The organism is Pseudomonas fluorescens (assembly GCF_902498195.1).
Lineage (GTDB): Bacteria > Pseudomonadota > Gammaproteobacteria > Pseudomonadales > Pseudomonadaceae > Aquipseudomonas > Aquipseudomonas fluorescens_BU.
The window spans coordinates 59275-82081 of the sequence record NZ_CABVIY010000002.1 but is presented as its reverse complement, the minus strand read 5'-3'; the positions used below and the strand labels follow the sequence as shown (position 1 = coordinate 82081).

Here is a 22807-nt window from a genome sequence, read left to right as displayed (position 1 = left end):
GCATGCCTATAACATTGACGAGAAGAATGTCTAATATAGGGATATATAAATAATACTAATACCGAAACCCACCACCCCACTCCTACAAGGGAGTGGGGTGGCAAACGACCAGAGAGCGCGGCAACAATGTGGTAGTTTAAGTATTTTAGGTTCTCTGGAAATAAACCAACGATTCGAGTTATTCGATCAGCCTGAACCCCCGACCGAATGACTTGACGAACGCTCAGCCAATCGGCTGATCCCCCCCACCTTTAGCTACTTCACCTCCGTGAGTGCCTCACAAGCATCACGCGCCTCGATCCTGGACATGACCCAGCTCATAACTTCGCTTTCAACCCAGCCCACAGCCCTGTCACCCAATGATACAGACTTCGGAAAGCTCCCCTCGCTGATGTACTTGTAGATAGTGGAACGGCCCAGGCCGGTGCAGTCGATAACTTCTTTCAGACGGATGATCCTCATGAACTGTCTCCTCATATTCGTTCAGAGGATTCGCAAGGTCTGTAAATAAATACTCGCCACGCCTACTGCTTACCGTTGACCACCCAAGCTCGCAAAAAAACCCATCAAAACGGCAAAGCCTTTGCCACTCAGTTGCAGACTTATTAGCCTTAAAAATCGACTGACGCAACTTAGCTCAGGATCTGCGTCCAGCGGAGACGTAGCATAGGGATGTTCGCCAATATCTTGCACAGGATGCCCGATGACGAATCAACTCGCCCCCAGCACAGAGCATTAATTACATCTGCACGCGATCGACTTCTGCCACCACCTTTACCACAAGCCAAAACCTTGAGGCTGTCTCGGTCAGTCGCTTGAAACAACCGCGATCGCTGCGCACTCCCCGCCTCACTGAAATTGACGGGCGCAACCTATGAACATAAGAAGCATGTTCTGACAATCTCGCCGCCACTCGATATCAGCACCCACAAGACCCCATTTTTCTGATGGACGTTTAACGCGATATGCACCACCAACTCCAGGACCGCGACAAAAACGCCACTGACACCACGGCAGCCTTGAACACCTGGATCGATTCAAACAAAAAAATACTAGGCAGTACTAAAAACCAACCACATCTGGCTACAAAGCCCAGCATCACTGGCCACAATGAGAAATACTATTCTAGAGCATTCCTAGAATAACCATATAATCTCAATTGAACTGCTATAGAATTCATGTAGAACGCGCATAGAGTTCATATAGAATCCTACTAAAACAAGACCCAACGAATTATATTAATATTCAGAGGCTGATAGAGTGTAACTATGATCGAGACTTTTGTAGTTGACGATAGCGGGATTGACGAGCTGAGCCATCTGCTTACGGGACCACGACGAACCACTCGTCATGACGTCTGGTTATGGCTCTACTTGGACGATAACGAAAATGCCGGCTTCGATCCCGCCACGTGCAACGGCATTACTATGAGAGACACCATCGCCGGTTTTCTGAGGAAAAATACCGACAAACTTGCGGCGATAAACTTGAAAAAAGATCAGTTTCTAATTCCGGATATCTATCTCAAGTGGATTGAGGAGGATGAACGCCAATATCAATGGCTACTTGGCAGAATCAAAAAAATCACTGAGTCGAGACTGCCTCGGGGGCTGGTACACCTCACCGGCAGGAATCATCTCATCGCCATGCTCGATCTCTGGAATGTCGAAATTGGAAAGAAAGCAGGAAAAATCGAACGGCTTCGCTATCACTGGCTTAGCCATAAGGCTAAGGACCGTGAGCTCGAGTGGTTCGAAGACAAAAAAGATGGCAACAAACGCTGTAAGTGCGCATCGGAATGGCTGGAGAAGAACCCTCCATCCATATTTAAGAGGCCACCACCTATCAGCAACTACAAAGAGCTGCTCATGTACTTCGATGAAGCGGAGCACGGGCCTCAAGAGCAGAAAGCTATCATCCAAGGCATCAAGAAACGATGGAGCCGCAAGCAGTTCGATGTACGTGCAGCAGACAAGAAGCAGGTTAATGTCATGCTATCGAAAGCCACGATCGAACTACTCGATACGCTGGCAAAAAAGCACGAGCTGAAACGAGCTCAAATCTTGGAGCTTCTGATAACGACGGAGTCTGAGGATGGCGTGTACCTCACAGGCAGGCTGAAAGGCGGCTAGGAAACTACCTTAGAGGATGGAACCAGCAGACACCCTCCTTCCCTCTACACCCTCACCCCAAAGCCTTGGTATTCCAAATGGTATTCCAGATAATTTTTTAACCGATATTTTTTATTTAAAATCAAATATTTATACTGTCGGTTCAGATTACCCCGGCCCCAATTGAAACACCAACGAAGCCCGCCCAGTGCGGGCTTCGCTGTATCTGGCGTTCAGAACGCTACCGCAGGCTGCTGTTGGGTCATCCCGACCATGGATAACAAAACAGCTGAAAAACCTCCAGGCAGCGCCCCCTCGAAAACTTTTCCTCGTATCACATTGCCATCACCCATCAAATCCGCAGTATCATGCGCCCAGAATCCTAGATGGATTCGCTGGCTATTTGACTGTGCCAGCTTCGTCGCCCTCTGAGCGACCACTCAATACACGGATGTATCAGGCCCCAGGCCTTGTACTTATATGGATATTGCCAGCATGGGCTTGCGCCTCGTTAACCACACCCTCTCTTTGCCTGAAGCCGCGCTCAAGACGTGTCGCTTGGGCTTTTGCGTGCCTGTAAATCCATAAAAGTCGCCCCGGGGCTGGGCAGCCCTCTTCCTGGGTCAGTGCGCGGCACGGCTGTCGGATCGACGGGCCAGGGATTGGGAAGAAAGGCATTGGGACGCCTTTGAACGTGTCCATCACATGGAGTTGAACAATGAGTTCGAGAGTAAGCCACTTAACCGTTTTGGCGTTGGCGGTTGCCACCCTCAGCGGTTGCCAGAGTTTGAACAATGGCCTGGACAGTGCCACCAAGACGGTGCGCGAGGTGGGTGCCAAGCACGGGATGGAGATCCTGTGCGGCGTCGGTGCGGTAGGCGGCGCCCTTATCGGCGCGAAGCTGGGTGGTGAGGCACACAGGACGGCGGGCGTCCTGATAGGCGGCGGTTTAGGCGGCGCCCTGGGCTGTTACGCCGGTTCTATCTGGGAAGCGAAGATGAAAGCGCTCGATCAGATCGCCCGTGATGAAAAGATGTCCATCGAGGTTCAACCGCTAAATCTTGAAACACCGGCTGCCAACACGACCACCACCGACGGTGGCCTGGTAGCTCTGGTCCAGGACGAGAGCATGTTTACCTCCGGCTCAGCGCAGTTGAGTGTCTCAGGTAAACGCCAGGCACAAAAACTGGCGCAGGCCTTTGCCCAGAACGCGGGCGATGGCAAGGGGCCTGACCAGCGCCGTTTCCTGGTGGTGGGTCACACTGACGCCACTGGCAGCGCCAGCTTCAACCAGAAGCTCTCCGAGCAACGCGCGCGAACCGTGGGCCAGATTTTCAAGGACGCCGGGGTCAGCGCCGACCGCATTTATTACCAGGGCGCAGGGTCGTCCCGGCCGATTGCAGACAACAGCACCGTCGATGGCCGCAACAGCAACCGCCGTGTCGAAATCAGCGAAATGAATTCCGAAGAGGTCTTGGTCAAGCGCGTTCAAGCTGAATCGTCGAATGCCAAGTATGCGACCTACAGCGCGGGCGCGCCGACAAAGCCCGCGACGTCGGCCAAGACACCGCCAGCCACTAAACCCAAAGCCCCAGTGGTCGCGTCCAAATCGAAGACGCCTGCCAAGACCCCGGCCAGCCCGGCACCGGCCGCTGTACCGGCCCAGACTGAAGAGGCATCGGCCAGTTTGGCCCTGGTCAATTTCGGCGGAGTGCCTGCGGCCAAGGAAGAGAGCATCACCTCGGCCATCCAGCCCAAGTCGGGAGGATTCGCACTGGTGGCTTCCGCCCAGGCCAACAACCTGCCATTCCAGAGCTGTGAAGCCGATGCGCCACGGGAAACCGGGAATGTGCTGAGCCTGGCAACCGGCAAGCCACTGATCGAGTACAAGACCTATGAGTACATGGCCGGCTACAACAACCGGGTATGGGCCGAACGGGTCAATGGCAACCTGTTGACCATCACGCCGGTGTCGATCCTCAAGGAAAACGCGGCCATTGACCGCCAGCCGATTCTTGAAGTGGTCAAGAACTACGATGCGGGCAATCGCACCAGCCTCAAGGCCATTCAAGGCGTGGCTAACACCTATGAAGGTGAAACGCAGGTGCTTTACCGCGTCTTCGCCACCGATCCCAAGGCACCTGTTTCCTGTATCGACGTCGTGTTCGAAAAGAACGCGCCACGTGCGACCAAGGGGCAAGTCTTCTACCCGCGTGGCGAGTCGGCTTATGTAGCCAAATTCGTTCCGATCAAAGCCTCCTAACCTAGAGAGAAGCACATGCAAGATTTCTCACTTTCATCGATGCTCGCATTGATGGTGGCCAACCGGCTGGCGACCGCGTCGCTGATTTTCCTGTTCGTGGCGATCGTGATCGCCGCGTTGAACTGGGACAAGGTTTGCTACTTCGTTCGCCGCGCCTGGCACTCGACCCCCTTGATCGGCACGGTCGCCCGACTGGCGCGCCAGGTCAAAAACGATCATGACGAAGTCAACACCAACGGTTGGCGCAGCGGCGAGATCAGCCTCTGCGAGGAGTATTACAATCGCTACAAGTCGGTGGACAAGGACCCCTCCTACTTCGCCAAGTGCGAAGACTACCTGTCCAAAGTCTGCGAAAAAGGCCGTCGCACCAACCCGGCCTGGGTGGTGCCGCTCATGGCCGCGCTGCTGGTACTGGAGGCCGTGGGTTTCGCCTATGTCATCGGTCCCTTCGTCAACCGTGAAATATCCGCGAACAACCTGCAATACCTGACGTGGTCCGTGGCGTCGTTCCTGGCCTTGATCTCCGGTTTTTTTGCTCACATCGCCGGCCACCAGATCCACCACAACTCGCTGATCAAAAAAGCCCGCCATTGGTGGCGCGGTACGGCTGATCGTGACAGCCAGATCGGCAAGGACATCGTGCAGATCTCTATCGACAACTCGCGCGACGATAACGACGCCACCGGTTACAACAAGATCCTGGCACGCATCAAGACCAACGAAACCGTCACGGCTAAGTACCACTGGATCGCCATATTCGCGATCACCATCGTCATCGTGGCCATCGCCGCGTTCTGGGTGCGTACCGAACAGCTCAATGCGCTGGAAACCGAATGGGTTGCCGGCTATCAGGTCAACCAGTCGTTGAACACCTCGAACAGCCCGTTCGATTTGCCGGCGGCCTCTGCTGACGTTGAAAAGCAGAGCAAGGAAAAAACCTTCGACGACAAGCTCGGCGCCGAACACCGTGCTTCGCTGGTGACCTTTGCCGTGCTGTCTGTGGTGTATGTGGCGATTCAGTTCATCGCGCTGTGGTTGTCGATGGTCTATGGGTTTGCAGGCCTGGCTTCCAGGGAAGCCTATGACATGACCAGCAAATTCAAGACGGCCGACGAAATGATTCGCTGGATGGCCCGTCAGCGCCTGGCCATTCGCGGTCACGCCGACCACAAGCTGCGGATGTTGCAGCGCAAAGTGGCGGGCTTCGACATGGCTTCCGATATCGGTCACAGAAGCACGACCACCGCCCACACCCGGGACTTTGATGCCTTCCTGAAGCTGCGTGCCCAGCAGGTAGAAGCGGAGCGTCTGGCCGAGAAGGCTGTAGAAGATCAGCGCACCATCGCCGCACACCGCGCCAAGCTTGAACTTCAACAGCAACTGGCCAACCTCGACGCCGAATACAGCGCACCTGTCACCGCCCCCATAGCCGACCCGCAGCCGTCGACGACACCCCCAACCCCCGCTCCAGATGCACAAGCCCTGGCGTCAGCGCAGCAACCGGCGCCTGGTGAACCTGCGCCCATCAAGCCAGGCCAGTTCGATGACCTGCGTGAACTCAGCGATGAAGAGCTTGATCTGATGACCGATGAATATGGCCTGAACGTAGAGCAACTCAAACGTATTCGCGCCACTCAAGTCGCCATGGCCAAGACCGGTAAATTCCCGGCGCCTAAAGGAGTGAGCGCCTGATGAAACGCATGCTGCGAAATACCCTGGTCGCAGCCATGCTCTTGCCTGCCGCCGCAATGGCGGCAGAGCGCAACGACATGGCCAGTTGTTACGATGCTTCAAAGCTATCGGAATTCAAGCCTGCCCCCTCCGGTCGCCAGCTGGTCATCGTCGTCGACCAGACCATCAGGATGCCTGAAGACATTCAGCGCTCGGCCTGGGAAAAGATTGACCGATTCGTCCAGGAAGGCGACCAGGTAAAGCTGTACACCTTCTCGGCCTTTGTGCCCGGCGAATACATGCGCCTGCAGGCCGATGTCACGCTGGAAGTGCAGGCGTCCGAGGCGGTTCGCAACGAGATGGGCATGAGCAAGCTTCGCCAGCTCGATACCTGCATGAAAGCGCAAAAGGCCGGTTTTGTTCGCGGGGTCGGGGGGCTGTTCGTCAAGGCCATGCGTGACGCCAACAACGACAATCCGAAGAGCGAAATCCTGCACGCCCTGCGCGAGGTCGGAACGGACATGAGTCAACAGCCCGCCAGGGATCGCGTGGTGTTCCTGATCAGTGACATGCTGGAAAACAGCGATTACGCCTCGTTCTATGCCAACAGCGCGATCCAGAACCTCAACGTCGCCCAGCAGATCCAGAAAGCTTCAGACAAGGCGCTGTTCGCGGATCTGGGCGGGGCACGCGTCTACGTGGCGGGCGCCGGCCTGGTCACCGACAGCATCAAACAGAAGTACCGGTCGGGCAAGACCATGGACCTGTTGAACGAGTTCTGGTCCGCGTACTTCGACAAGTCCAGGGCCACGCTGGAGTCGTTCGGCGCCCCCATGCTGAACGTTGACCTTAAATAGGCTCGGCGGCATTCGAGAGCCGGCTTCAGGACAAGGGCTGTACCTGCGAGCCGGCGCCCGGCACTGCGATTGCGCTACATGAAGCTGTAGCTGTAATTGAAGATCAGCCGGGTCTGATCCTGATCGGCTATACCCGTGCCACTGCCACGATAAGCACCGTGGCGCAACGTGGCACCAAAGCCCTTGAGCGCGCCCGACTGGATAACATAGTCGATGCGCATGTCGCGCTCCCATTCAGACTGATCGGCACCGCCCTTCACACTCTTGATATCCACACCGTGAAGATAGGCGATGGAGGTCTTCAGCCCGGGTGCACCCAGGCCGGCGAAATCATAAGAGTACTGGCCGAACGTGGTGTTTTCGCCAGCACGGGCGAACTGATTGATCATGCTGTCGGTGAACAGGTAGAACGCTGCGCCCGCAGCGCCTTCGTTGGGCAGGCTGCCCTGGTTGGCCCAGACAAAACCGCCGTCGTCACTGACACGCTGGTGACCGACCATGAACGCATTGCCCCCCAGGCTATAGGTGAACATGGCACTCCAGGTCGTGTTGTCGATTTCGCCGGGATGCCTGGCGTAGCCGCCATTGTTATTGAACCGATAGCCCGGCTCGCCATTGGCGCCCTCACCACTGCTTTTGAAGTAACGCAGGTCGGTCTTGAAGGATTGGCCGGCGCCCAAGGGCAGCACATGCACCAGCCCGCCGAAATGCTGATTGTAGTAATCCTCAAGATTGGCGTAGTAGTACTGCAAGGTCAGGTTCGGCGTGACCTTCCAGTCGCCCCCGGCAAAACGGAACTGGTTGCTTTGCTCCGTCGCACCGGCAACCGCCAGGCCTGTCTGGTTACTCGATGCGCGGCCCGTGGCATGTTCAAGCTGGCCGGCCACCACCGTCAGGTTGTCGATTTCTTTGGAGGTCAGCATGGCGCCTTCAAAGGTCTGCGGCAGCAGGCGGCTGTCGGTGGCCACCAGGATCGGCAGATTCGGGAACATTGCGCCGCCATAGTGCAACTCACTTTTGGAAAAACGCACTTTCGCGTTCCCCGCCAGGCGACTCCATGAATCCACGGCCGTGCCATCGGTATCGCTCGGGATGAAGCTGTTGTTGTCCGGGTGATGGTTTTTACTGCTGTCCAGTGGAACCCCCACCAGCGCCTGCACATCCACGCCGAAGCCGACTGTGCCGTCGGTGAAACCGGAAAGGTAATCGAAACGCAGGCCCTGGGCCGTTTCTCGCTGATCGGCTCCGCCGTCGCGGTTGTCATTGTTGTAGTAGAACGTTCTGGCACTGACGGCCGCTTTGCTGTCCGCCAGGAAGGCCGCGTGGGCGGACTGCCCAAACACCAGCCCCACGGTCATGCTGGCCAGTGCGATGGTTTTTGCTCGTGCGTTTCTAGACATGAATACCCCTGTTATTTTTATTGGTTTCTTGATCCGGTTTGGCGCTCGGGCGATCCCTCGGCCTCCCGAACGCGGGCGTAGCGATGCCATCCCGTGCTCGGACACACAGGCGCAAGGAATGAAATGTGTTGTGTTTCTGGCGATCAGGTGATCAGCGGATTCAGCCCGCTGCGTGCCACTCGACTGTGAAGCTCACGCCCCAGCGCGGTTTCGCAAAGCGCGGAAACGGCCATCATTTTTTGCAGGTCGATACCGGTGTTTACCCCCATCGACTCCAGCAGACTGACCCAATCCTCGGTGCTCACATTGCCGGTGAAGCCGGATCCATATTTGACCTTCGCCGGGTGGCCACCGACCCCGCCAAACGCGCAGTCAAAATAACGAGTGCCGGCTTCGAGGGCCGCCAGGTAATTCACCAGCCCGGTGGCACGGGTGTCGTGGAAATGCGCGATGGGCGTTACCTCAGGCAGCTCCTGGAGAACCGTCCCGAACAAACGACGCACGCTGTGTGGCGTTGCGACGCCGGTGGTGTCGCCCAGGGTGACATGCGCCACGCCGAGCCTGCCGAAGGCCTCGACATCCGCCAATACCTGCTGCTCATCGACCGCGCCTTCGAAAGGGCAACCGAATGCTACGGACACGGTGCCGATCAACCTGAACCGACCTTGAGCGGCCTGGACCATCGCCGCAATGTTGGCCCATTGATCGGCGCGACTGCGCTTGAGGTTTTTCTGCGAATGGGACTCGGACGCCGACACCAGAAGGCTGATTTCGTTGGCGCCGAAGCCGGCTTCAAGATCCACGATGGCCCGCTCTACAGCCCGCACATTGGCGCACGTCGCCTTGTAGAAAACCCGCTCGCGTCGCGGCAAGCTGGCCAACAATTCACTGGCATCGGCAAACTGCGGGATGACGGCCGGGTTGGAATAGGACGTGGCTTCCACGCGGGCAAAACCGGCGTCGGCGAATTGTTCGATCAGCTCGCGCTTGCGAGACGTCGGGATCATCACACTTTCGTGCTGCAACCCGTCGCGCGCGAAACACTCGCAAAGTACGACATCGGTCATGGAGACTCCTGGTCGGTAGATGATTGGCATCGTCAATTATGTGGGTAACCGCTAACATGATGCGTTCGTCAGGGGCCATATGGATTTTTCGAGTTTCAAGGCATCCCGGGCAGAGCTGAGTCTCTGCTAATATATTTGAGCATGTCAACTAATTTGAATGAGAAAACAGGCGTGACTAAATCAACCAAAACGGACATTGGCGAGCCGCAGGACCTGCGCGACCTGATGTCGTTCCAGCTGCGTCAATTGAGCAACCTCTACACCAAGAACACCGCCAGCGTTTACTTGCGCAAGTTCTCGCTGACCATGAACGAGTGGCGGGTCATTGCCCTGATCAACACCGCCGGGGAACTGTCCCTCAATCGATTGGCCGCCCAGGCGCAGTTCGACAAGGGCCTGACCAGCCGGATCGTGGTCAAGCTCAATGAGCGCGGATTCGTGGCCCGACAACCCGACCCCAACGATGCACGGGGTATTGCCCTGTCCTTGACCGACCAGGGCAAGGCCCTGGTCGATGAAGTGTTCCCCGAAGCGGTCAAGCTCAACAAACAACTGCAGTCATGCCTGACCAAAAGCGAACGTGAGCTGTTGGCCGTCGCCCTGCAGAAGTTGACTCACCAGGCGCGCGCCATGCTCGACCAGGAGCGTGAAAGCGGCCAGAGTGAGTGAGTCTCAGCCCAGTCCGAACGCCTTGATGGCATGCTCGCGCAGACGGTTCTTCTGGACCTTGCTCGAGCCGGTCATGCCGATGCTCTCGAACCCCTCGACAACGCTCAGGTAGCGCGGCACCTTGAAGTTGGCGCAACGCTCCTTGCAGAAGGCAATCAATGCCGTGGCGTCCACCTGCTGCCCACTGCGCAGGGTCACGTAGGCAGCCGGCACCTCGCCCAGTCGCGGGTCGGGCACACCGACCACCTGGGCCAGTTCTACGCTGGGGTGTTTGAGCAGGACCTGCTCGACCTCCAGCGGCGAAACGTTCTCCCCGCCGACACGAAACATGTCCTTGAGCCGACCGATGAAACGCAGTCGCCCATCGGCCCCCAGCTCACCCAGGTCACCGGTGTACAGCCAGCCTGAACGCAGGGTCTCGGCGGTTTTATCGGGCAACTTGTAGTAGCCCTTCATCAGGCTCCAGCCCTTGGCGCAGATCTCGCCGACTTCACCGGGCGCCAGGGTTGCGCCGGTTTTCGGATCACGGATTTCAATGCTGATCCCCTCATGGGGCAACATGTAGCCGTCGATGCGTTGCTCAAGCGGCTCGCTGGCCGCCGACACCACCAGGTTGGGCGCCGCCTCGGACAAACCGTAGGCATTGCAGATCTCCACCGCCCCCATCAATTCGACCACGTCGCGCAAGATATGCGGACTGGCGGCGGCCCAGCCACCGCGCAGGTGCAGTCGCGAAGGATCGAATCCCGGGTCCGCGAGCATCATCAAGAACATCGTGTCGTTGCCGGAGGTCAGCGTGCAGCGCTCCTGGGCCATGATTTCCAGCGCCTGGCCGGGGTCGAAGGTTTGTGCGGTGACCAGGCAGGCGCCTTCAACCAGGGCGACCAGCAAGGACATGGTGCTGCCGGACACATGGTAGAAAGGCCGCGGGCTGAAGTAACGATCCTCGGGACGCACGCCGATGCGTCGCGCCACCGATTGCGCCACGCCGAGCATGGCCGCATGACTGAGCATGACGCCCTTGGGATAACTGGTGGTGCCGGATGTCAGTTGAATCAGCAACGTGTCATCGGCCTGCACCCGGGCGCGTGCGGCTTGCAGCTCGGCCGGATTGATCGCCTGGCCCGCCGCCAGGAAGTCGCCCTGGCGGCGCGCGCCCGCGGGCACCGCTTCGCCATCGACGATCAGGGTTTGCAACAGCGGCAGCACCTGGCCCGGCAAGGTGCCATCGATGGCCGGCTCGATGTCCCGCAGCATGCCGACAAAGTCGATCTTGTCGAGGAATCGGTCGACGCAAAACAGCGCACGGATATCTTCGTGATCCAGGCCGTAGCTCAACTCTTCGGTGCGAAACCTTGTGTTGAGCGGGACGGTCACCAGCCCCAACGAGGCCGCGGCATACCAATACACCGCCCAGGTGACCGAGTTGCCACGCAACAGGCCGATGTGGTCGCCGTGCTTGAGGCCCAGCGCCAACATCGACCGGGCGACGTCGTCCACGCGCCCGACCAATTGCCGATAGGTGAGTCGACCGTCTTCGGCCACCAGTGCGTCGGCCTCCGGACGTTGTTCGGCGACACCACACAGCACCGCCCACAGCGGAATACGAACGGGGGATTGGATGTCACTCACGGGGCAATATCCTTCTTGAAAGTGGTCATGGCGGCTTTCCAGACACCGGCGTTGAGGTTCTCTTCGATCGCCAGGATTTCCCTGGCCAGCGCGCCATGGCGGCTATCGTCCAGACCGTGGTCCAGGGTGTGCTTGGCACTGCGCATAGCGTGGGTCGGCCCGGCGGCGATTTCCTCGGCCAGCCCCTGGCTGACGGCAAGCAGATCGCCCGAAGCCACGACACGATTGACCAGGCCGATACGTTGCGCCTCGTCGGCATGGACCACGCGGCCGGTGAACATCAGTTCCTTGGCCAGGCGCCGCCCGACGATGCGGGGCAGACGCTGGGTCGCGCCCACGGTGCCCCAACGCGCCTCGGGGTAACGAAAGCTGGCGCGCTCGCTGGCGATGGCAAAGTCACAGGCGCTGGCAATCTCGCACCCGGAACCAATGGCGGCACCATCGATCACCGCGAAGACCGGAATCGGCAGATCCTCAATGGCGGCATACAGCGCAAAGGCTCGCAGGCGCCGGGCGCGGATCTGATCGTCGTCCATGCCCTGACGCTCCTTCAAATCGGCGCCCGCACAGAACACCGAACCTTCGGCGCGAATCATCAGCACGTGCACGTCCGGGGTGTCGTGAACAGTGCGCAAGGCGTGATGAAAATCGCGGCACAAGGCACTGTTCAAGGCGTTGCGCGCGTCGGGTCGATCAAGCACCAGTTCGGCAATGTGGCGTTCGGTGTCGAGGTGCAGACGTACAGTGGAATACGTGTCCATGATCAAATCGCTCCCTGGGCCCGAAGGCCATCGATCTGCTGGAGGGAAAAGCCCAGTTCGGCCAGTACCCGGTCATTGTGCTCACCCAGCAACGGCGGGCGACTGGGTGTCGGGTCGTCGAAGCCGGTGAAGCGAAAGGGCAAGCGAATCGCCGGGAAGGTGCCCGTCTGCGGATGCTCGAAGCTGTCGAACACGCCTCGCGCTTGCAGGTGCGGATCGACCATCACTTCGTCCAGTGTCTTGAGCGGACCGGCCGGCACGCCGAAGGCGTCGCACGCGGCACAGAGTTGGTCGCGCGTCATTTCCTGGCACGCCTGGGTCAGCGCCTGCATGACGTCGTCACGGTGCCGCACCCGCCCACTGTTTTCCTGCAACCGTGGATCCTCGGCAAGTGCGTCCAGGCCCAGCAATTTGCACAAGGGCTTCCAATGCTGATCGGCGCCGGTGATGTGCACGAAGCCACCGTCGGCACAGCGGAAGCTGGCCGAGGGCACGCGCCCCGGATGTTCGGTGCCCAGGCGGGCGGGTATTTCTGCATGGGTAAAGAAGCGCGCGGCGGCCAGCGAGAGCAGCGGGATCTGCCCGTCGAGCATGGAGAAATCCAGGTAAGCGCCCTCTCGACGCCCCTTGGCACCCTGGAGCATGGCCAGTGTGCCCAGCGCGATCCACAGGCCCGAGGTCATGTCCGCCACCGGTACGCCGGGCTTGACCGGTTCACCTTCGCGAGCGCCGGTCATGCTCATCAGGCCGCTCATGGCCTGGAACACCGTGTCATAGCCTTTGCGTTTGGCGTAGGGGCCCGTCTGGCCAAAACCGGTGCAGGAGACATACACCAGCTGCGGGTTGAGCTTTTGCAGGCTCGGCCAATCCAGGCCGTAACGGGCCAGGGTGCCGGTGGGGAAATTCTCGAGCACCACATCGGCCTCGGTCACCAGCTTGCGCACGATGTCCTGGCCTTCGGCGGTGCGCAGATTGACGCTGATCGATTCCTTGCTGCGATTGAACGCGTAGTAATAAGCGCTACGCTCCAGGCCCGCGTCATCGCCCTCGCTTTGCGGGGCGTTGTCGGCGAAAGGCTCGTAGCCCCGGGTTTCGTCACCGGTGACAGGCTGCTCGACCTTGATCACCCGCGCGCCCAGCTCCGCCAGGATCATCCCGGCCAGCGGGCAGGCAAGCACCCGGGCCATCTCGATCACAGTAATACCCTGGAGTGGTTTCATGCAGGGGTCCCCTGGCTTTGACGGAAAGCCCGCATCCGCGCATTGAGTGCCTGGCCGCGCTTCAAACCTTCAGTGAACGGCAACTGCGCCACTTCATGGAAGATCTGTTTGGTGGCCTGCATGGCCTCGACCGAATGACTGGCCAGCGTCGCCGCGAGTTGGCGCGCTTCGTCGAGCAAGCGCTCCGCCGGCACAACCCGATTGATCAGGCCCAGAGCCAGGGCTTCGTCCGCCTGCACGGTGCGACCGCAGGCCACCAGCTCAAAGGCCGCCTTGCGCCCGACATGCTCCACGAGCCCGGCCATGACAATGGCGGCGACGATGCCATGCTTGACCTCCGGGTAACCAAACCGCGCCTCGGGCGTCGCCAGGGCCAGATCGCAGGACAGCACCAGGCCGCTGCCTCCGCCCATGGCGTAGCCGTTGACCGCGGCAATCAACGGCTTGCTCAGGCGTTTGCCCAGCCCCTGCAATTCCGTGGTCAAGGCGGCGCGCTGTTCGACCAGCGCCTGGTTGTCCGGGGTGAGAATGGCGAACTCGCGGGTATCGGCCCCCGCACAGAAACCACGACCGGCACCGGTCAGGATAATCGCGCGGATCGACTCGTCGGCGTCGGCGGCTTTCAGGGCATCGACCAGGGCCTGGGTCAGGGCGAAATTCAGGGCGTTGAGTTTGTCCGGGCGATTGAGCGTCAGCACCAGCACGCCATTATCGACTTCGCTCAGGATCAGGGTTTCGGTGGTCATTGTTGTTCTCCTATCAAGACTGCATGTCGCGAAGACGCTTGAGTGCCCGCTCTGTTTCCTGCACCAGCGTCGCCATGATGCTGGCGGCGGGTTGAATATCGTTGATCAGTCCGGCGCACTGGCCGGCCTCGACCTTGCCATTGGCCGTGTCGCCCTCAAGGCTGGCTTGCTTGAGGGTGGCCGAGGCCAGCAGCGCTTCATACGCCGCCGGATCGTTGATGGCCTGGCCGTCGCGCTCGGCGGCCAGCACCCGGTCGGTGAATGCATTGCGAACGCTGCGCACCGGCAGCTTGCCGCGCCCCACCAGCAGGGTGTCGTCGATGCCGGCCTCAAGCACTTTGCGCTTGTACTCCGGGTGCAGGCGCGCCTCGTCACTGAGAATGAAGCGTGTGCCCAGCTGCACCGCGTCCGCGCCCAGCGCCAGCAAAGCGGCGATGGCGTAACCGTCGGCGACGCCTCCGCCCGCCACCACCGGGCAATCGACGTGCTGTAGCACACTGCGCACATTGACCAGCGTGCTCACCTCATTGGCGGGCGGGTGACCGCCGGCCTCGCAACCGACCACCACCAGCGCATCGACACCGGCCGCCGCTGCCTTGCGGGCATGCTCGACAAAGGCGACGACGTGCAACCAGGTCGCGCCATAGCGATGAAAGCGCTCCAGGTGCGGCCTCGGCGAGCCCTGGCTGGCAATGATCACCGGCACGCGTTCGCGCTCCAGAAGGTCGAGTATGTCCTCGGCGCCTTTGCGGTACAGCGGGATATTGACGGCGTAGGGTTTGTCGGTGAGCGTCTTGATCTCGGCGAGGGTCTGCGCCAGGTCTTCAAGGCGCATGGGGCCGGCGGCAATCACCCCAAGACCACCGGCATTGGAGACTGCCGCAGGCAATGCGGCACAGCTGGAGGCCCAACTCATGCCCGCTTGTATGATGGGGTACTGGATGCCGAGCAGGCGGGTCAAAGGGGTGTTCAACGACATAGGTCACGCCTCGTCATGGGTGTTTATTTACGTTGACAATATCAACTACATAGTTGACCTTGTCAATCACATGCCGACCCTGCAAATCGCAGGCAGCACGTGTAAGCGTATTGACTCGCACGCTGTGTGACGGACGGACTCACCAGGCCAGCCTGGCCTCTGCGGGCCTCTGTCCAGGATCAGCAGCCTCCAACAAAAACAAGACAGGAGTTCCCATGCAACCTTCCACATCCCTGGGCAATGATTCTGCGGTGTATCGACGAATAACCTTGCGGATCATGCCGCTGCTGTTGCTGTGCTACATCGTCAACTACATCGACCGGGTCAACATTGGCATTGCCAAGCTGCAGTTCAGTAACGACCTGGGGTTCAGCGCGGCCGTCTACGGCCTGGGCGCCGGCTTGTTTTTCGTCGGCTTCCTGCTGTTCGAGGTGCCGAGCAATCTGCTGCTGGCCCGCATTGGTGCGCGCAAGACGCTGCTCAGGATCATGCTGCTGTGGGGGCTGGTATCGACACTGACCATGTTCGTGCAGACACCCTGGCAGTTTTATGTGTTGCGGGTGATGCTGGGCGTGGCCGAAGCCGGCTTCTTCCCGGGCATCATTCTGTACCTCTCCTATTGGTATCCGGCCAGCCGGCGCGGACGCATCACGTCGCTGTTTTTTGTCGGCGTGCCCATTGCCGGGCTCATCGGCTCGCCGCTGTCGGGCTGGATCATGAGTTACTTTTCCGGGTACCTGGGGCTCAAGGGCTGGCAGTGGATGTTTCTGCTCGAAGGCCTGCCAGCGATGATCCTGGGAGTGGTTGCATTCGTCTGGCTGGATGACCGGCCGGCGAATGCCAAATGGCTCAGCGACAAGGAAAAACAGCAAGTCGAGCAGGATTTGCAGGTCGAGCAGCAAGCTCACGCGCCATCAGGCCATGAAAGCTCCCTGCGCCTGGCCCTGAAGGAACCCAAGCTCCTGGTGCTGGGGTTGATCTCGCTGTGCAGCTATGTGCTGGCCAATACCATCGCCTTTTTCTCGCCGACGATCATTCATAACAGCGGTATCAGCGACGTGATGCATGTCGGTTTCCTGGCCGCCATCCCGGCCCTGGTGGGCATCGTGGCGATGCTTTGGGTGGGACGCCATTCCGACCGTTCCCGCGAGCGTCGCTGGCACTATGCGCTGCCGTTGTTCGCGGCGGCCCTGAGCCTGGCCTTGCTGCGCAATGCCGAAGGTAACCCGGTGCTGTCGATCCTGCTGCTGAGCATCGCCTCGGCCGGGCATTTCGCGAGCTTGTCGGTGTTTTGGTCGATTCCGCCAGAAGTCCTCTCCCGTCGCGCCGCCGCAGCGGGGATCGCCATCGTCAGCAGCATTGGCGCACTGGGCGGCGCCATCGGGCCTTCGCTGCTGGGTTACATCACCACCGCCACCGGTGACCTGGGAATGGCCCTGCGCGTAGCGGCCGCCATCGTGGCCATGGGCGGGGTCATCATGTTGTTGCTGTTCAGGCGCAGCCAGCGGGCGGAACTGCAACCCGCGACCCAGGAGAACCCCACGGTTTGACGCAATGCCCTGTGTAGGAGCGAGCACGCTCGCGAAGAACTCGAAAGCACCACTGGGCATCCGGGTTTACGCGTTCCCGAACTGCAAAGGCACCGGCGCGAGACGCCAGTGCCTTTGCAGGTACCGCCTGGGGGTCAGCGCGACAACATGAAAGTGTCGTACTCGAGGTCTTCCAGCGCCGTGGTCAAACGGTGCAGCCCCAGCAACACGCAGATCAGCAACGACAGCGTGAAGCCATAGCCGAAGAAGCTCGGGCCCAGGTACATGCTGAGCAAGGTCAGGGTGGCGTTCAACACGGCGAACAGCACGCACAACTCCAGCACCACGGTGCGCTTGTCCAGGTAGAAGAACACGTTGAGCAGCGCCATGAACACCACCTGGATGCTCACCCCGATCAGGTCGATGTAGAACAGCGGCAGGTAGTAACTGGAGATCCCCAGCCAGTCCAGCAAACGGGGGGCGAACAGGAACAGCAGCACCACGGTCAGCCCCTGCACCTTACAGATTTCCAGCAGGCCCTGACGGATCGACAAGGTCATTTCGGTTTTCAGCGAACTGATGTGCTGCAGGGTTTCACCCTCGCGGATCGCCCGGAACAGCCGGTCATACCATTCGGCAAAATCGGTTTCGATGCGCACCAGGAACACCGCCATGCCGGGAATGATCGCCAGGTACGCGAGGAAGATCGGCAAGTCGTACAGGATCGACGCCCGCAGCGGACCGATGACGATGTTCGACGTGCCGGGGTTGAACCAGAACAGGAACTTGTCGATCCAGATGCCCAGGTTGTAGAACAGCCCGGTGGCCAGCAGGCTGACGAACACCTGGCGGCGCTGGAGGAAGTCGAAGGCGATCAGCTTCTCGGCGCGGTACTCGCGCAGGATGTCGTAGAGAAACAGGAACAACAGCGTGGTGTGCCCGATCAACAACGCCAGCAACAGGCCCGGTATCGCCAGGAAAGCCAGCAGGTAGGCGCTGACCACCATCAGCGAGTAGCCCACCAGCATCACCAGCAGGATGCGGTTATAGGCCTTCATCCCCGAGAGGAAGATGATCACCATCCACAGGTTGCACAACACCACGAAGTTGGACAGCACCAGCAATCGGTAGATCAGCGACTGATCGAACAACAGGCTCAGCACGACGATGCCCAGCACCCCGGCACCGACGGTGATGATCAACAACACACCCAGCAGGTTGGGCAGGATCTGCTCGTACTTTTGTTCGAACAGGCGATCAGACACGAAGCGGGTGAAGAACAGCTGCAAGCCGCCGGTGAGGATCAGCGAACTGGCCATCAGGTAGGTCACTGTCACCAGAAACTGCCCGACCAGGGTATTGGGCACGACACGGCTCAGGCTGATGATACCCACCAGCATCACGCTGATGATCGACAACACCCAGGGGCCGGAGCTGATCAGGCCGGCATAGACATAAGCGTGCAAGGTCGCGGTGTAGGAATCGCGCGACAGGATCTTGCGTAGTTCGAAGCCAATACCGGCCATTTAACTGTTCTCCATGGCGGCTTGATACAAGTCGCGATAACGCTGCAGCATCAAGGCTTCGGTGTAGTAACGGGTGACCCGCAGCAAGCCGCTGGCCTGCGCGGCCTGCCAGCGCGACGGGCTGCGCAACAGTTCGAGGATCGCCACGCTGGTGGCTTGTGGATCGGCAATCGCCACCACTTTGCCGGCAAGGCCCAGGTCGCGGTCTTCGGCGCTGCCGCCTTCGATCAGCTCGCGGCACGAGCCCACGTCACTGCTGACCACCGGCGTGCCGGCGGCCCAGGCTTCGAGAATCACCAGCGGTTGCGCCTCGCTGATCGAGGTCAGCACCATCAGGCCCAGTTGCGGCAGGATTTCCTGGATACGCTGGAAGCCAAGGAAATGCACCTTGCCCTCCAGCCCCAGGCTGGCCATCAGGCTGCGGCATTCGCTGACGTATTCCGGGTCTTCTTCTTCGGGCCCGACGATCCAGCCTTCGGCCTGGGGCATGGCGCTGATCACGCCGCGCATCGCCCGCAGAAAGGTCTTTACGTCCTTGATCGGCACCACGCGGCCGATCAGGCCCACCACCGGCGCGATGCCGGGCGCGCGCGATTCCAGCGCCGCGGTCCACTGTGGCAGGTCGATGCCGTTGGGAATGACCCGGGTACGGACCGGATCGGCACCGTCCTTGATTTGCCGCTGGCGGTTACCGTCATACAGCGAAATGATGCTGTCGGCGCTGTTGTACGTCAGCTGGCCGATGCGCTCGAAGAAACGCACCCACAAGGTACGGATATAACCCGAACCGGCGTCGAGGCTGCGGTTCAAGGCCTCGCCGGAACTCTCGGCGATCCAGCTGGCCTGGGCCAGGTCGATCTTGCGTTCCTTGGTGTAGATCCCGTGCTCGCTGAGCAGGTAGGTGCACTTCCAGCGCTGCTTGAGGATGCAGCCCAGGAGCCCGGCGTAACCGGTGGAAATCGAATGCAGCACCCGCGCCCGAGGCATCCGCAACGACGCTTCGGCGAGCATCAGCATCGGCGACTGCATCGAGCGCAGGGTCCAGAAATAGTTGATGAACGAGGGGTCGGCGCAATGCAGGCGATAGCCTTCGCTCAACGCTTCCCAGCTGGCGCGGCTGCGCAGCACGTCGTCCAGGGTCATGCGGCCTTCGGCGATGCAGGCGAGCAGGCTTTCACCCAGCGCAGGTTCCGGCGCGTCCGGGTGATGCAGGAAGCGGTACAAATCCTGAAGCTGCTGCAAATCGGCTTCCCGTGGCGTGCCCCGGGTGTCGGTCGGATGGGTCGCGTCTTCGAGAAAGACTTCTTCGATGTGCAACACGTTCGCCGGAACCTGGTAGCGACGCTCGCCATAGGCCGAGCGCTGTCCACCGATGAACATCACCGAGAAGGTCAATTCCGGCAGGCCGAGGATCATCTGGTGGATCCAGCTCGACACACCGCCGCGCACATAAGGCCAGGTGCCTTCGAGCAGCAGGCAGATGTCGGCCATCGGCGCCTCTTCCTTGTGACTCATGTCCAGCTCCTCACCAGATCAGCGAAGGGAGGTCGCTGGCGGGTTTTTTCGGGGAGGCGAGTGAGCAGCCCCGGAATTTCGTGGTAACGACCGGCCTCGAAGGCCAGCTCGGCGTGGAACGGCAGGATCTGCGCCGCGCCCATGCCGTCTTCCTGGGCCTTGGTCAGCAACAATTCGGCGCGATGGACGTCACCGCGCTCCAGGGCGATACGCCCGGCCAGCAGGAACAGTTCGCCGCCCTCGCCGGCCTGAAGGCCTTGCTCGGCATGTTCGTTGGCTTGATTGAGCACGTGTTCGAGCACGCTGCCCTGCGCCAGGCCCAGATACGCCAGCTCCCAATACCAGCGCGCCAGCGTGCCGTGCAGCTTGCCGGTGGCCTTGGTCGTGGGGCCGTTCAACTGACCGAGGGCGATCTGGATGCGCAGGTTGATGTCACTCTCCTGTTTATCGAGCATCGAGTACGCCAGCAGCCGCACGTCATCGCTCGGGTCGCCCAGCGCCAGTTTGAGGATCGGCACCGCTTCCTTGCCGGGCATGCGCCGGGTGGCCAGCAACGCGGCCAGGCGCTGATCCGGATCGGGGGCATGACGCAGCACGTCTTGCAAGCCGCCATCGGCGAAGATCGGCGAACGTGCGTGCAACTGCGCCCGATAAGGCAGGTCGGGGATGCCGACCGCTTGCCAGACCTGCTTGTCGCGCTTGCGGGGCAGGTACAGCGCCGGGAAGATCGCCGCGACCACGCCCACCGTACCGAGCACCGGCACGAAGAACGCCAGGCTGAAAATGAACAGCGGGCTCCACGGCAACGGCGAGCGGTAACGCGCCGGCAACAGCAGCCAGACCGCCCCGCACAACATCGCGCAGGCCAGTCCATGACTGAGGGTGAACACCAGTAATTGGTGCGCCTCGGGCAAGTCGGTCCATAAGCTGGTCCAACTGCCCGCCTCTAACAACAAGGCTCCGCTAAACAGCCACTTGCTGATCATTCAGACCACACTCGTTGAACAGGAAGTTACGCAGCCCGTTGTGTTCACCAGGCTCCAGGTTGAAAGGCATGACCCGCACACCCAGGCTGTCCATGTCGCTTTCAATGCCAAAGTGTTCGTGCAGCATCAGGTTGATTCGCGCCAGGTAACCTTCGGTGCCTTGCGGGCTGGTCAACGGCAGGAGCACCAGCAACAGCTGATGGTCGCGGTTGTTGCGCAGCGGCAAGTGCAAGTCCAGGCCGCGCTGACTGCGTTCCAGCAGGCGCGTCAGCTCTTCATTCGGACGGGTCATTTCGAAGGCGAACAGGCCGGCCGACAACTTGTGCTTCTCAACGTCCACCACCGAACGCTTGAGTTGCAGGGTGAAGTTCTGCGCATCCGAATCTTGCAGGTGCAGCACTTGCCCGTCATGCAGCAGCAGGTCGGCGATGTGCCCGGCCAACAACGCCAGCAGGCTCAAGGTGCGATCCTGGAAGGCGAAGAACGGCATCTGCCGCACCGCCAGTACCGCCAGCAGGCGCCCGTCGGCATCGATCAGCGGAATGCAGGCCTGCAACGACGAGAACTGCGCCGAGGTGCCGGCTTCGAGCAGTTCCTGGCGCACGCTCACCAGCTCGCCGCGCTCCAGGCACAGCTTGACCAGGCCGTCATCGGTGTCCAGCGAACCCATGACGCCAATGGTGGCCAGCGGCGCGGGCAACACCCGCGTACCCCGTTCGTCCACCCGGTACAGGCCGGCCACCCGCAGCGCGCCGTATTGCCCCAGCACCGCCACGATCGGGTCGGCCAAGGCGCTCAGCGCATCGCCTTCCTCCGGCATCACCCGCAGTTTTTCCCGCAGCCCCAGCAACGAGCTGCGCAGGCTTTGGTCGCTGCCCGCCACGCGCTGCTCCAGCAGGTCGTGGGAGACGCGCAGTATCTGATGCGCCCGGGTGAATTCATCGAGACGATACTGACGGTAATCGTTGGCCATCTGCAGACGCTCCAGGCGTCGCTCCCACAGATCGCGCACCTCACCCACCAGCATCCCGCAGACCAGCACGCCGACAATCCACGACGGCTCAAGCTGCTCGTAGCCGGCATGGCCGATGTAGCGCAGGACGAAGACCGCCGCCACCAACAGAGCGGCGCTGAGCAGGCCGCGGACAAATCCGTAACGCACACCCAACAGCAGCGGCGCCAGAATCGGCCACGGGAAACCGCCGTGCATCTGCATCGGGTCTTCCGGGGTCAACCACAGGCCGAGGAGGATGGCCAGGCCGGTCACCAGGAACGTTTCCAGCCAAGACACCGGGCCGCTGGCGCGAGGCGCCAGGCTGTAATCCATGTGTGGAGAATTCATTGCGATCACTCGAACCGAAGGGCGCCAACAAGTGTGTCGAGCACTTTTTGCGCAGTGCCCGCCAGGCTTTCACGGGACCAGCCGGCGCGTGCGCCGCTTTTGCTCCAGAGCACTTGACCGTTGCTGGCATCGAGTACCCGCAGGCTGATGCCCACCGCCGGTTCGCCGTCCAGACCGTTCTTGTACTGCCACTCTTCGACGCTGCCGGAGACCACGTAATCGAGTTTTTGCTGGCGGGCCCAGTCGAGGGCGCCAGCCAGACGCTCGTTGTCGTCCATCAGCGCTTGTTCGCCCTGGGCGCTGGCCGGGTAGACCCGTGGTTTCAGACCGTGGCTGCTGAGCACGCTGAGCAGGATCTGCTCGCTGCGCTCACCGGCCTGCGGCGTCTGCGAATAGTTGACCATCGGCACGACGCCCCATTGCGCGCTGCGCGGCAGGTTCGGGCTGGCGTCGTTGGTGAAGCTGGTGCAGCCGGCGACGAACAGGACCGCCAGCGCCAGGCTCAGATTACGAATTGCTTGCATACGTTGTTC

Annotated in this window: 19 protein-coding genes; 6 read left to right on the top strand and 13 right to left on the bottom strand. The window is 60.5% G+C overall.

Going from position 1 to position 22807, the window contains the following annotated elements:
* Positions 1-255: 255 nt before the first annotated feature.
* Positions 256-462 carry an AlpA family transcriptional regulator gene (locus F8N66_RS05765; RefSeq protein ID WP_150769287.1) on the bottom strand — a complete coding sequence of 69 codons (207 nt, stop codon included), beginning with the start codon at positions 460-462 and terminating at the stop codon, positions 256-258.
* 806 nt (positions 463-1268) lie between these two features.
* Here F8N66_RS05765 and F8N66_RS05760 point away from each other — a divergent pair.
* From F8N66_RS05760 to F8N66_RS05745, 4 genes are all read left to right on the top strand, one after another.
* Positions 1269-2132 carry a hypothetical protein gene (locus F8N66_RS05760; RefSeq protein ID WP_150769286.1) on the top strand — a complete coding sequence of 288 codons (864 nt, stop codon included), beginning with the start codon at positions 1269-1271 and terminating at the stop codon, positions 2130-2132.
* A gap of 697 nt (positions 2133-2829) precedes the next feature.
* Positions 2830-4374: an OmpA family protein gene (locus F8N66_RS05755; protein ID WP_150769285.1), complete on the top strand. Its 1545-nt coding sequence runs from the start codon at positions 2830-2832 to the stop codon at positions 4372-4374.
* Positions 4375-4389: 15 nt separating this feature from the next.
* Positions 4390-6066: a hypothetical protein gene (locus F8N66_RS05750; protein WP_150769284.1), complete on the top strand. Its 1677-nt coding sequence runs from the start codon at positions 4390-4392 to the stop codon at positions 6064-6066.
* A complete protein-coding gene (locus F8N66_RS05745) occupies positions 6066-6902 on the top strand; it encodes a hypothetical protein (RefSeq protein ID WP_224790446.1) in 837 nt (278 codons plus the stop codon). Before F8N66_RS05750 ends, F8N66_RS05745 begins: the two co-directional genes overlap by 1 nt.
* A gap of 74 nt (positions 6903-6976) precedes the next feature.
* Here F8N66_RS05745 and F8N66_RS05740 read toward each other — a convergent pair whose 3' ends face one another.
* Positions 6977-8302, bottom strand: a complete 1326-nt coding sequence (locus F8N66_RS05740) for an OprD family porin (RefSeq protein WP_150769283.1) — start codon at positions 8300-8302, stop codon at positions 6977-6979.
* A gap of 143 nt (positions 8303-8445) precedes the next feature.
* The gene (locus tag F8N66_RS05735; protein ID WP_150769282.1) at positions 8446-9369 is read right to left on the bottom strand and encodes a hydroxymethylglutaryl-CoA lyase; all 924 of its coding nucleotides are present in this window, start codon (positions 9367-9369) and stop codon (positions 8446-8448) included.
* A 171-nt stretch (positions 9370-9540) separates the two neighbouring features.
* On the opposite strand from F8N66_RS05735, the gene F8N66_RS05730 reads away from it, so the two are divergent.
* A complete protein-coding gene (locus F8N66_RS05730; RefSeq protein ID WP_191622926.1) occupies positions 9541-10038 on the top strand; it encodes a MarR family winged helix-turn-helix transcriptional regulator in 498 nt (165 codons plus the stop codon).
* A 3-nt stretch (positions 10039-10041) separates the two neighbouring features.
* Here F8N66_RS05730 and F8N66_RS05725 read toward each other — a convergent pair whose 3' ends face one another.
* The 5 genes from F8N66_RS05725 to F8N66_RS05705 are packed head-to-tail and all read right to left on the bottom strand — an operon-like array spanning position 10042 to position 15376.
* Positions 10042-11670, bottom strand: a complete 1629-nt coding sequence (locus F8N66_RS05725) for an AMP-binding protein (protein ID WP_150769280.1) — start codon at positions 11668-11670, stop codon at positions 10042-10044.
* Entirely contained in the window at positions 11667-12431 is a 765-nt protein-coding gene (locus F8N66_RS05720) for an enoyl-CoA hydratase/isomerase family protein (RefSeq protein WP_191622923.1), read from the bottom strand. Before F8N66_RS05720 ends, F8N66_RS05725 begins: the two co-directional genes overlap by 4 nt.
* A 2-nt stretch (positions 12432-12433) precedes the next feature.
* Positions 12434-13651 (bottom strand): CaiB/BaiF CoA transferase family protein, encoded by a 1218-nt coding sequence (locus F8N66_RS05715; RefSeq protein WP_150769279.1) that lies wholly within the window; start codon positions 13649-13651, stop codon positions 12434-12436.
* Complete coding sequence (locus tag F8N66_RS05710) at positions 13648-14397, bottom strand: enoyl-CoA hydratase/isomerase family protein (RefSeq protein ID WP_150769278.1); 750 nt, start codon at positions 14395-14397, stop codon at positions 13648-13650. The genes F8N66_RS05715 and F8N66_RS05710 overlap by 4 nt, the downstream gene beginning before the upstream one ends.
* A 13-nt stretch (positions 14398-14410) precedes the next feature.
* Positions 14411-15376 carry an NAD(P)H-dependent flavin oxidoreductase gene (locus F8N66_RS05705; RefSeq protein WP_150769277.1) on the bottom strand — a complete coding sequence of 322 codons (966 nt, stop codon included), beginning with the start codon at positions 15374-15376 and terminating at the stop codon, positions 14411-14413.
* Between the two features lie 215 nt (positions 15377-15591).
* Here F8N66_RS05705 and F8N66_RS05700 point away from each other — a divergent pair, with 215 nt between their 5' ends.
* On the top strand, positions 15592-16926 hold the full coding sequence (locus tag F8N66_RS05700; RefSeq protein ID WP_150769276.1) for an MFS transporter: 1335 nt from the start codon (positions 15592-15594) through the stop codon (positions 16924-16926).
* A gap of 134 nt (positions 16927-17060) precedes the next feature.
* Here the strand turns inward: F8N66_RS05700 and pelG are convergent, their stop codons facing one another.
* Genes pelG through F8N66_RS05675 form a run of 5 tightly spaced genes read right to left on the bottom strand, consistent with a single transcriptional unit; the run spans position 17061 to position 22798 of the window.
* Positions 17061-18431, bottom strand: a complete 1371-nt coding sequence (gene pelG / locus F8N66_RS05695) for an exopolysaccharide Pel transporter PelG (RefSeq protein ID WP_150769275.1) — start codon at positions 18429-18431, stop codon at positions 17061-17063.
* Entirely contained in the window at positions 18432-19946 is a 1515-nt protein-coding gene (pelF, locus tag F8N66_RS05690; protein ID WP_150769274.1) for a GT4 family glycosyltransferase PelF, read from the bottom strand. It lies immediately after the preceding gene.
* Positions 19943-20932, bottom strand: a complete 990-nt coding sequence (locus tag F8N66_RS05685; protein WP_150769273.1) for a HEAT repeat domain-containing protein — start codon at positions 20930-20932, stop codon at positions 19943-19945. The genes pelF and F8N66_RS05685 overlap by 4 nt, the downstream gene beginning before the upstream one ends.
* The gene (locus F8N66_RS05680) at positions 20910-22274 is read right to left on the bottom strand and encodes a PelD GGDEF domain-containing protein (protein WP_224790445.1); all 1365 of its coding nucleotides are present in this window, start codon (positions 22272-22274) and stop codon (positions 20910-20912) included. Before F8N66_RS05680 ends, F8N66_RS05685 begins: the two co-directional genes overlap by 23 nt.
* A gap of 5 nt (positions 22275-22279) precedes the next feature.
* Positions 22280-22798: a penicillin-binding protein activator LpoB gene (locus tag F8N66_RS05675; RefSeq protein WP_150769272.1), complete on the bottom strand. Its 519-nt coding sequence runs from the start codon at positions 22796-22798 to the stop codon at positions 22280-22282.
* Positions 22799-22807 lie beyond the last annotated feature (9 nt).

What these genes read in the sequence shown, in the direction of transcription:
- pelG (WP_150769275.1), bottom strand. Translation starts at nt 18,431, where the DNA reads ATGGCCGGTATTGGCTTCGAACTACGCAAGATCCTGTCGCGCGATTCC.
- F8N66_RS05710 (WP_150769278.1), bottom strand. Translation starts at nt 14,397, where the DNA reads ATGACCACCGAAACCCTGATCCTGAGCGAAGTCGATAATGGCGTGCTG.
- F8N66_RS05765 (WP_150769287.1), bottom strand. Translation starts at nt 462, where the DNA reads ATGAGGATCATCCGTCTGAAAGAAGTTATCGACTGCACCGGCCTGGGC.
- F8N66_RS05750 (WP_150769284.1), top strand. Translation starts at nt 4,390, where the DNA reads ATGCAAGATTTCTCACTTTCATCGATGCTCGCATTGATGGTGGCCAAC.
- F8N66_RS05700 (WP_150769276.1), top strand. Translation starts at nt 15,592, where the DNA reads ATGCAACCTTCCACATCCCTGGGCAATGATTCTGCGGTGTATCGACGA.
- pelF (WP_150769274.1), bottom strand. Translation starts at nt 19,946, where the DNA reads ATGAGTCACAAGGAAGAGGCGCCGATGGCCGACATCTGCCTGCTGCTC.
- F8N66_RS05685 (WP_150769273.1), bottom strand. Translation starts at nt 20,932, where the DNA reads ATGATCAGCAAGTGGCTGTTTAGCGGAGCCTTGTTGTTAGAGGCGGGC.
- F8N66_RS05740 (WP_150769283.1), bottom strand. Translation starts at nt 8,302, where the DNA reads ATGTCTAGAAACGCACGAGCAAAAACCATCGCACTGGCCAGCATGACC.
- F8N66_RS05745 (WP_224790446.1), top strand. Translation starts at nt 6,066, where the DNA reads ATGAAACGCATGCTGCGAAATACCCTGGTCGCAGCCATGCTCTTGCCT.
- F8N66_RS05755 (WP_150769285.1), top strand. Translation starts at nt 2,830, where the DNA reads ATGAGTTCGAGAGTAAGCCACTTAACCGTTTTGGCGTTGGCGGTTGCC.
- F8N66_RS05705 (WP_150769277.1), bottom strand. Translation starts at nt 15,376, where the DNA reads ATGTCGTTGAACACCCCTTTGACCCGCCTGCTCGGCATCCAGTACCCC.
- F8N66_RS05760 (WP_150769286.1), top strand. Translation starts at nt 1,269, where the DNA reads ATGATCGAGACTTTTGTAGTTGACGATAGCGGGATTGACGAGCTGAGC.
- F8N66_RS05680 (WP_224790445.1), bottom strand. Translation starts at nt 22,274, where the DNA reads ATGAATTCTCCACACATGGATTACAGCCTGGCGCCTCGCGCCAGCGGC.
- F8N66_RS05735 (WP_150769282.1), bottom strand. Translation starts at nt 9,369, where the DNA reads ATGACCGATGTCGTACTTTGCGAGTGTTTCGCGCGCGACGGGTTGCAG.
- F8N66_RS05720 (WP_191622923.1), bottom strand. Translation starts at nt 12,431, where the DNA reads ATGGACACGTATTCCACTGTACGTCTGCACCTCGACACCGAACGCCAC.
- F8N66_RS05715 (WP_150769279.1), bottom strand. Translation starts at nt 13,651, where the DNA reads ATGAAACCACTCCAGGGTATTACTGTGATCGAGATGGCCCGGGTGCTT.
- F8N66_RS05675 (WP_150769272.1), bottom strand. Translation starts at nt 22,798, where the DNA reads ATGCAAGCAATTCGTAATCTGAGCCTGGCGCTGGCGGTCCTGTTCGTC.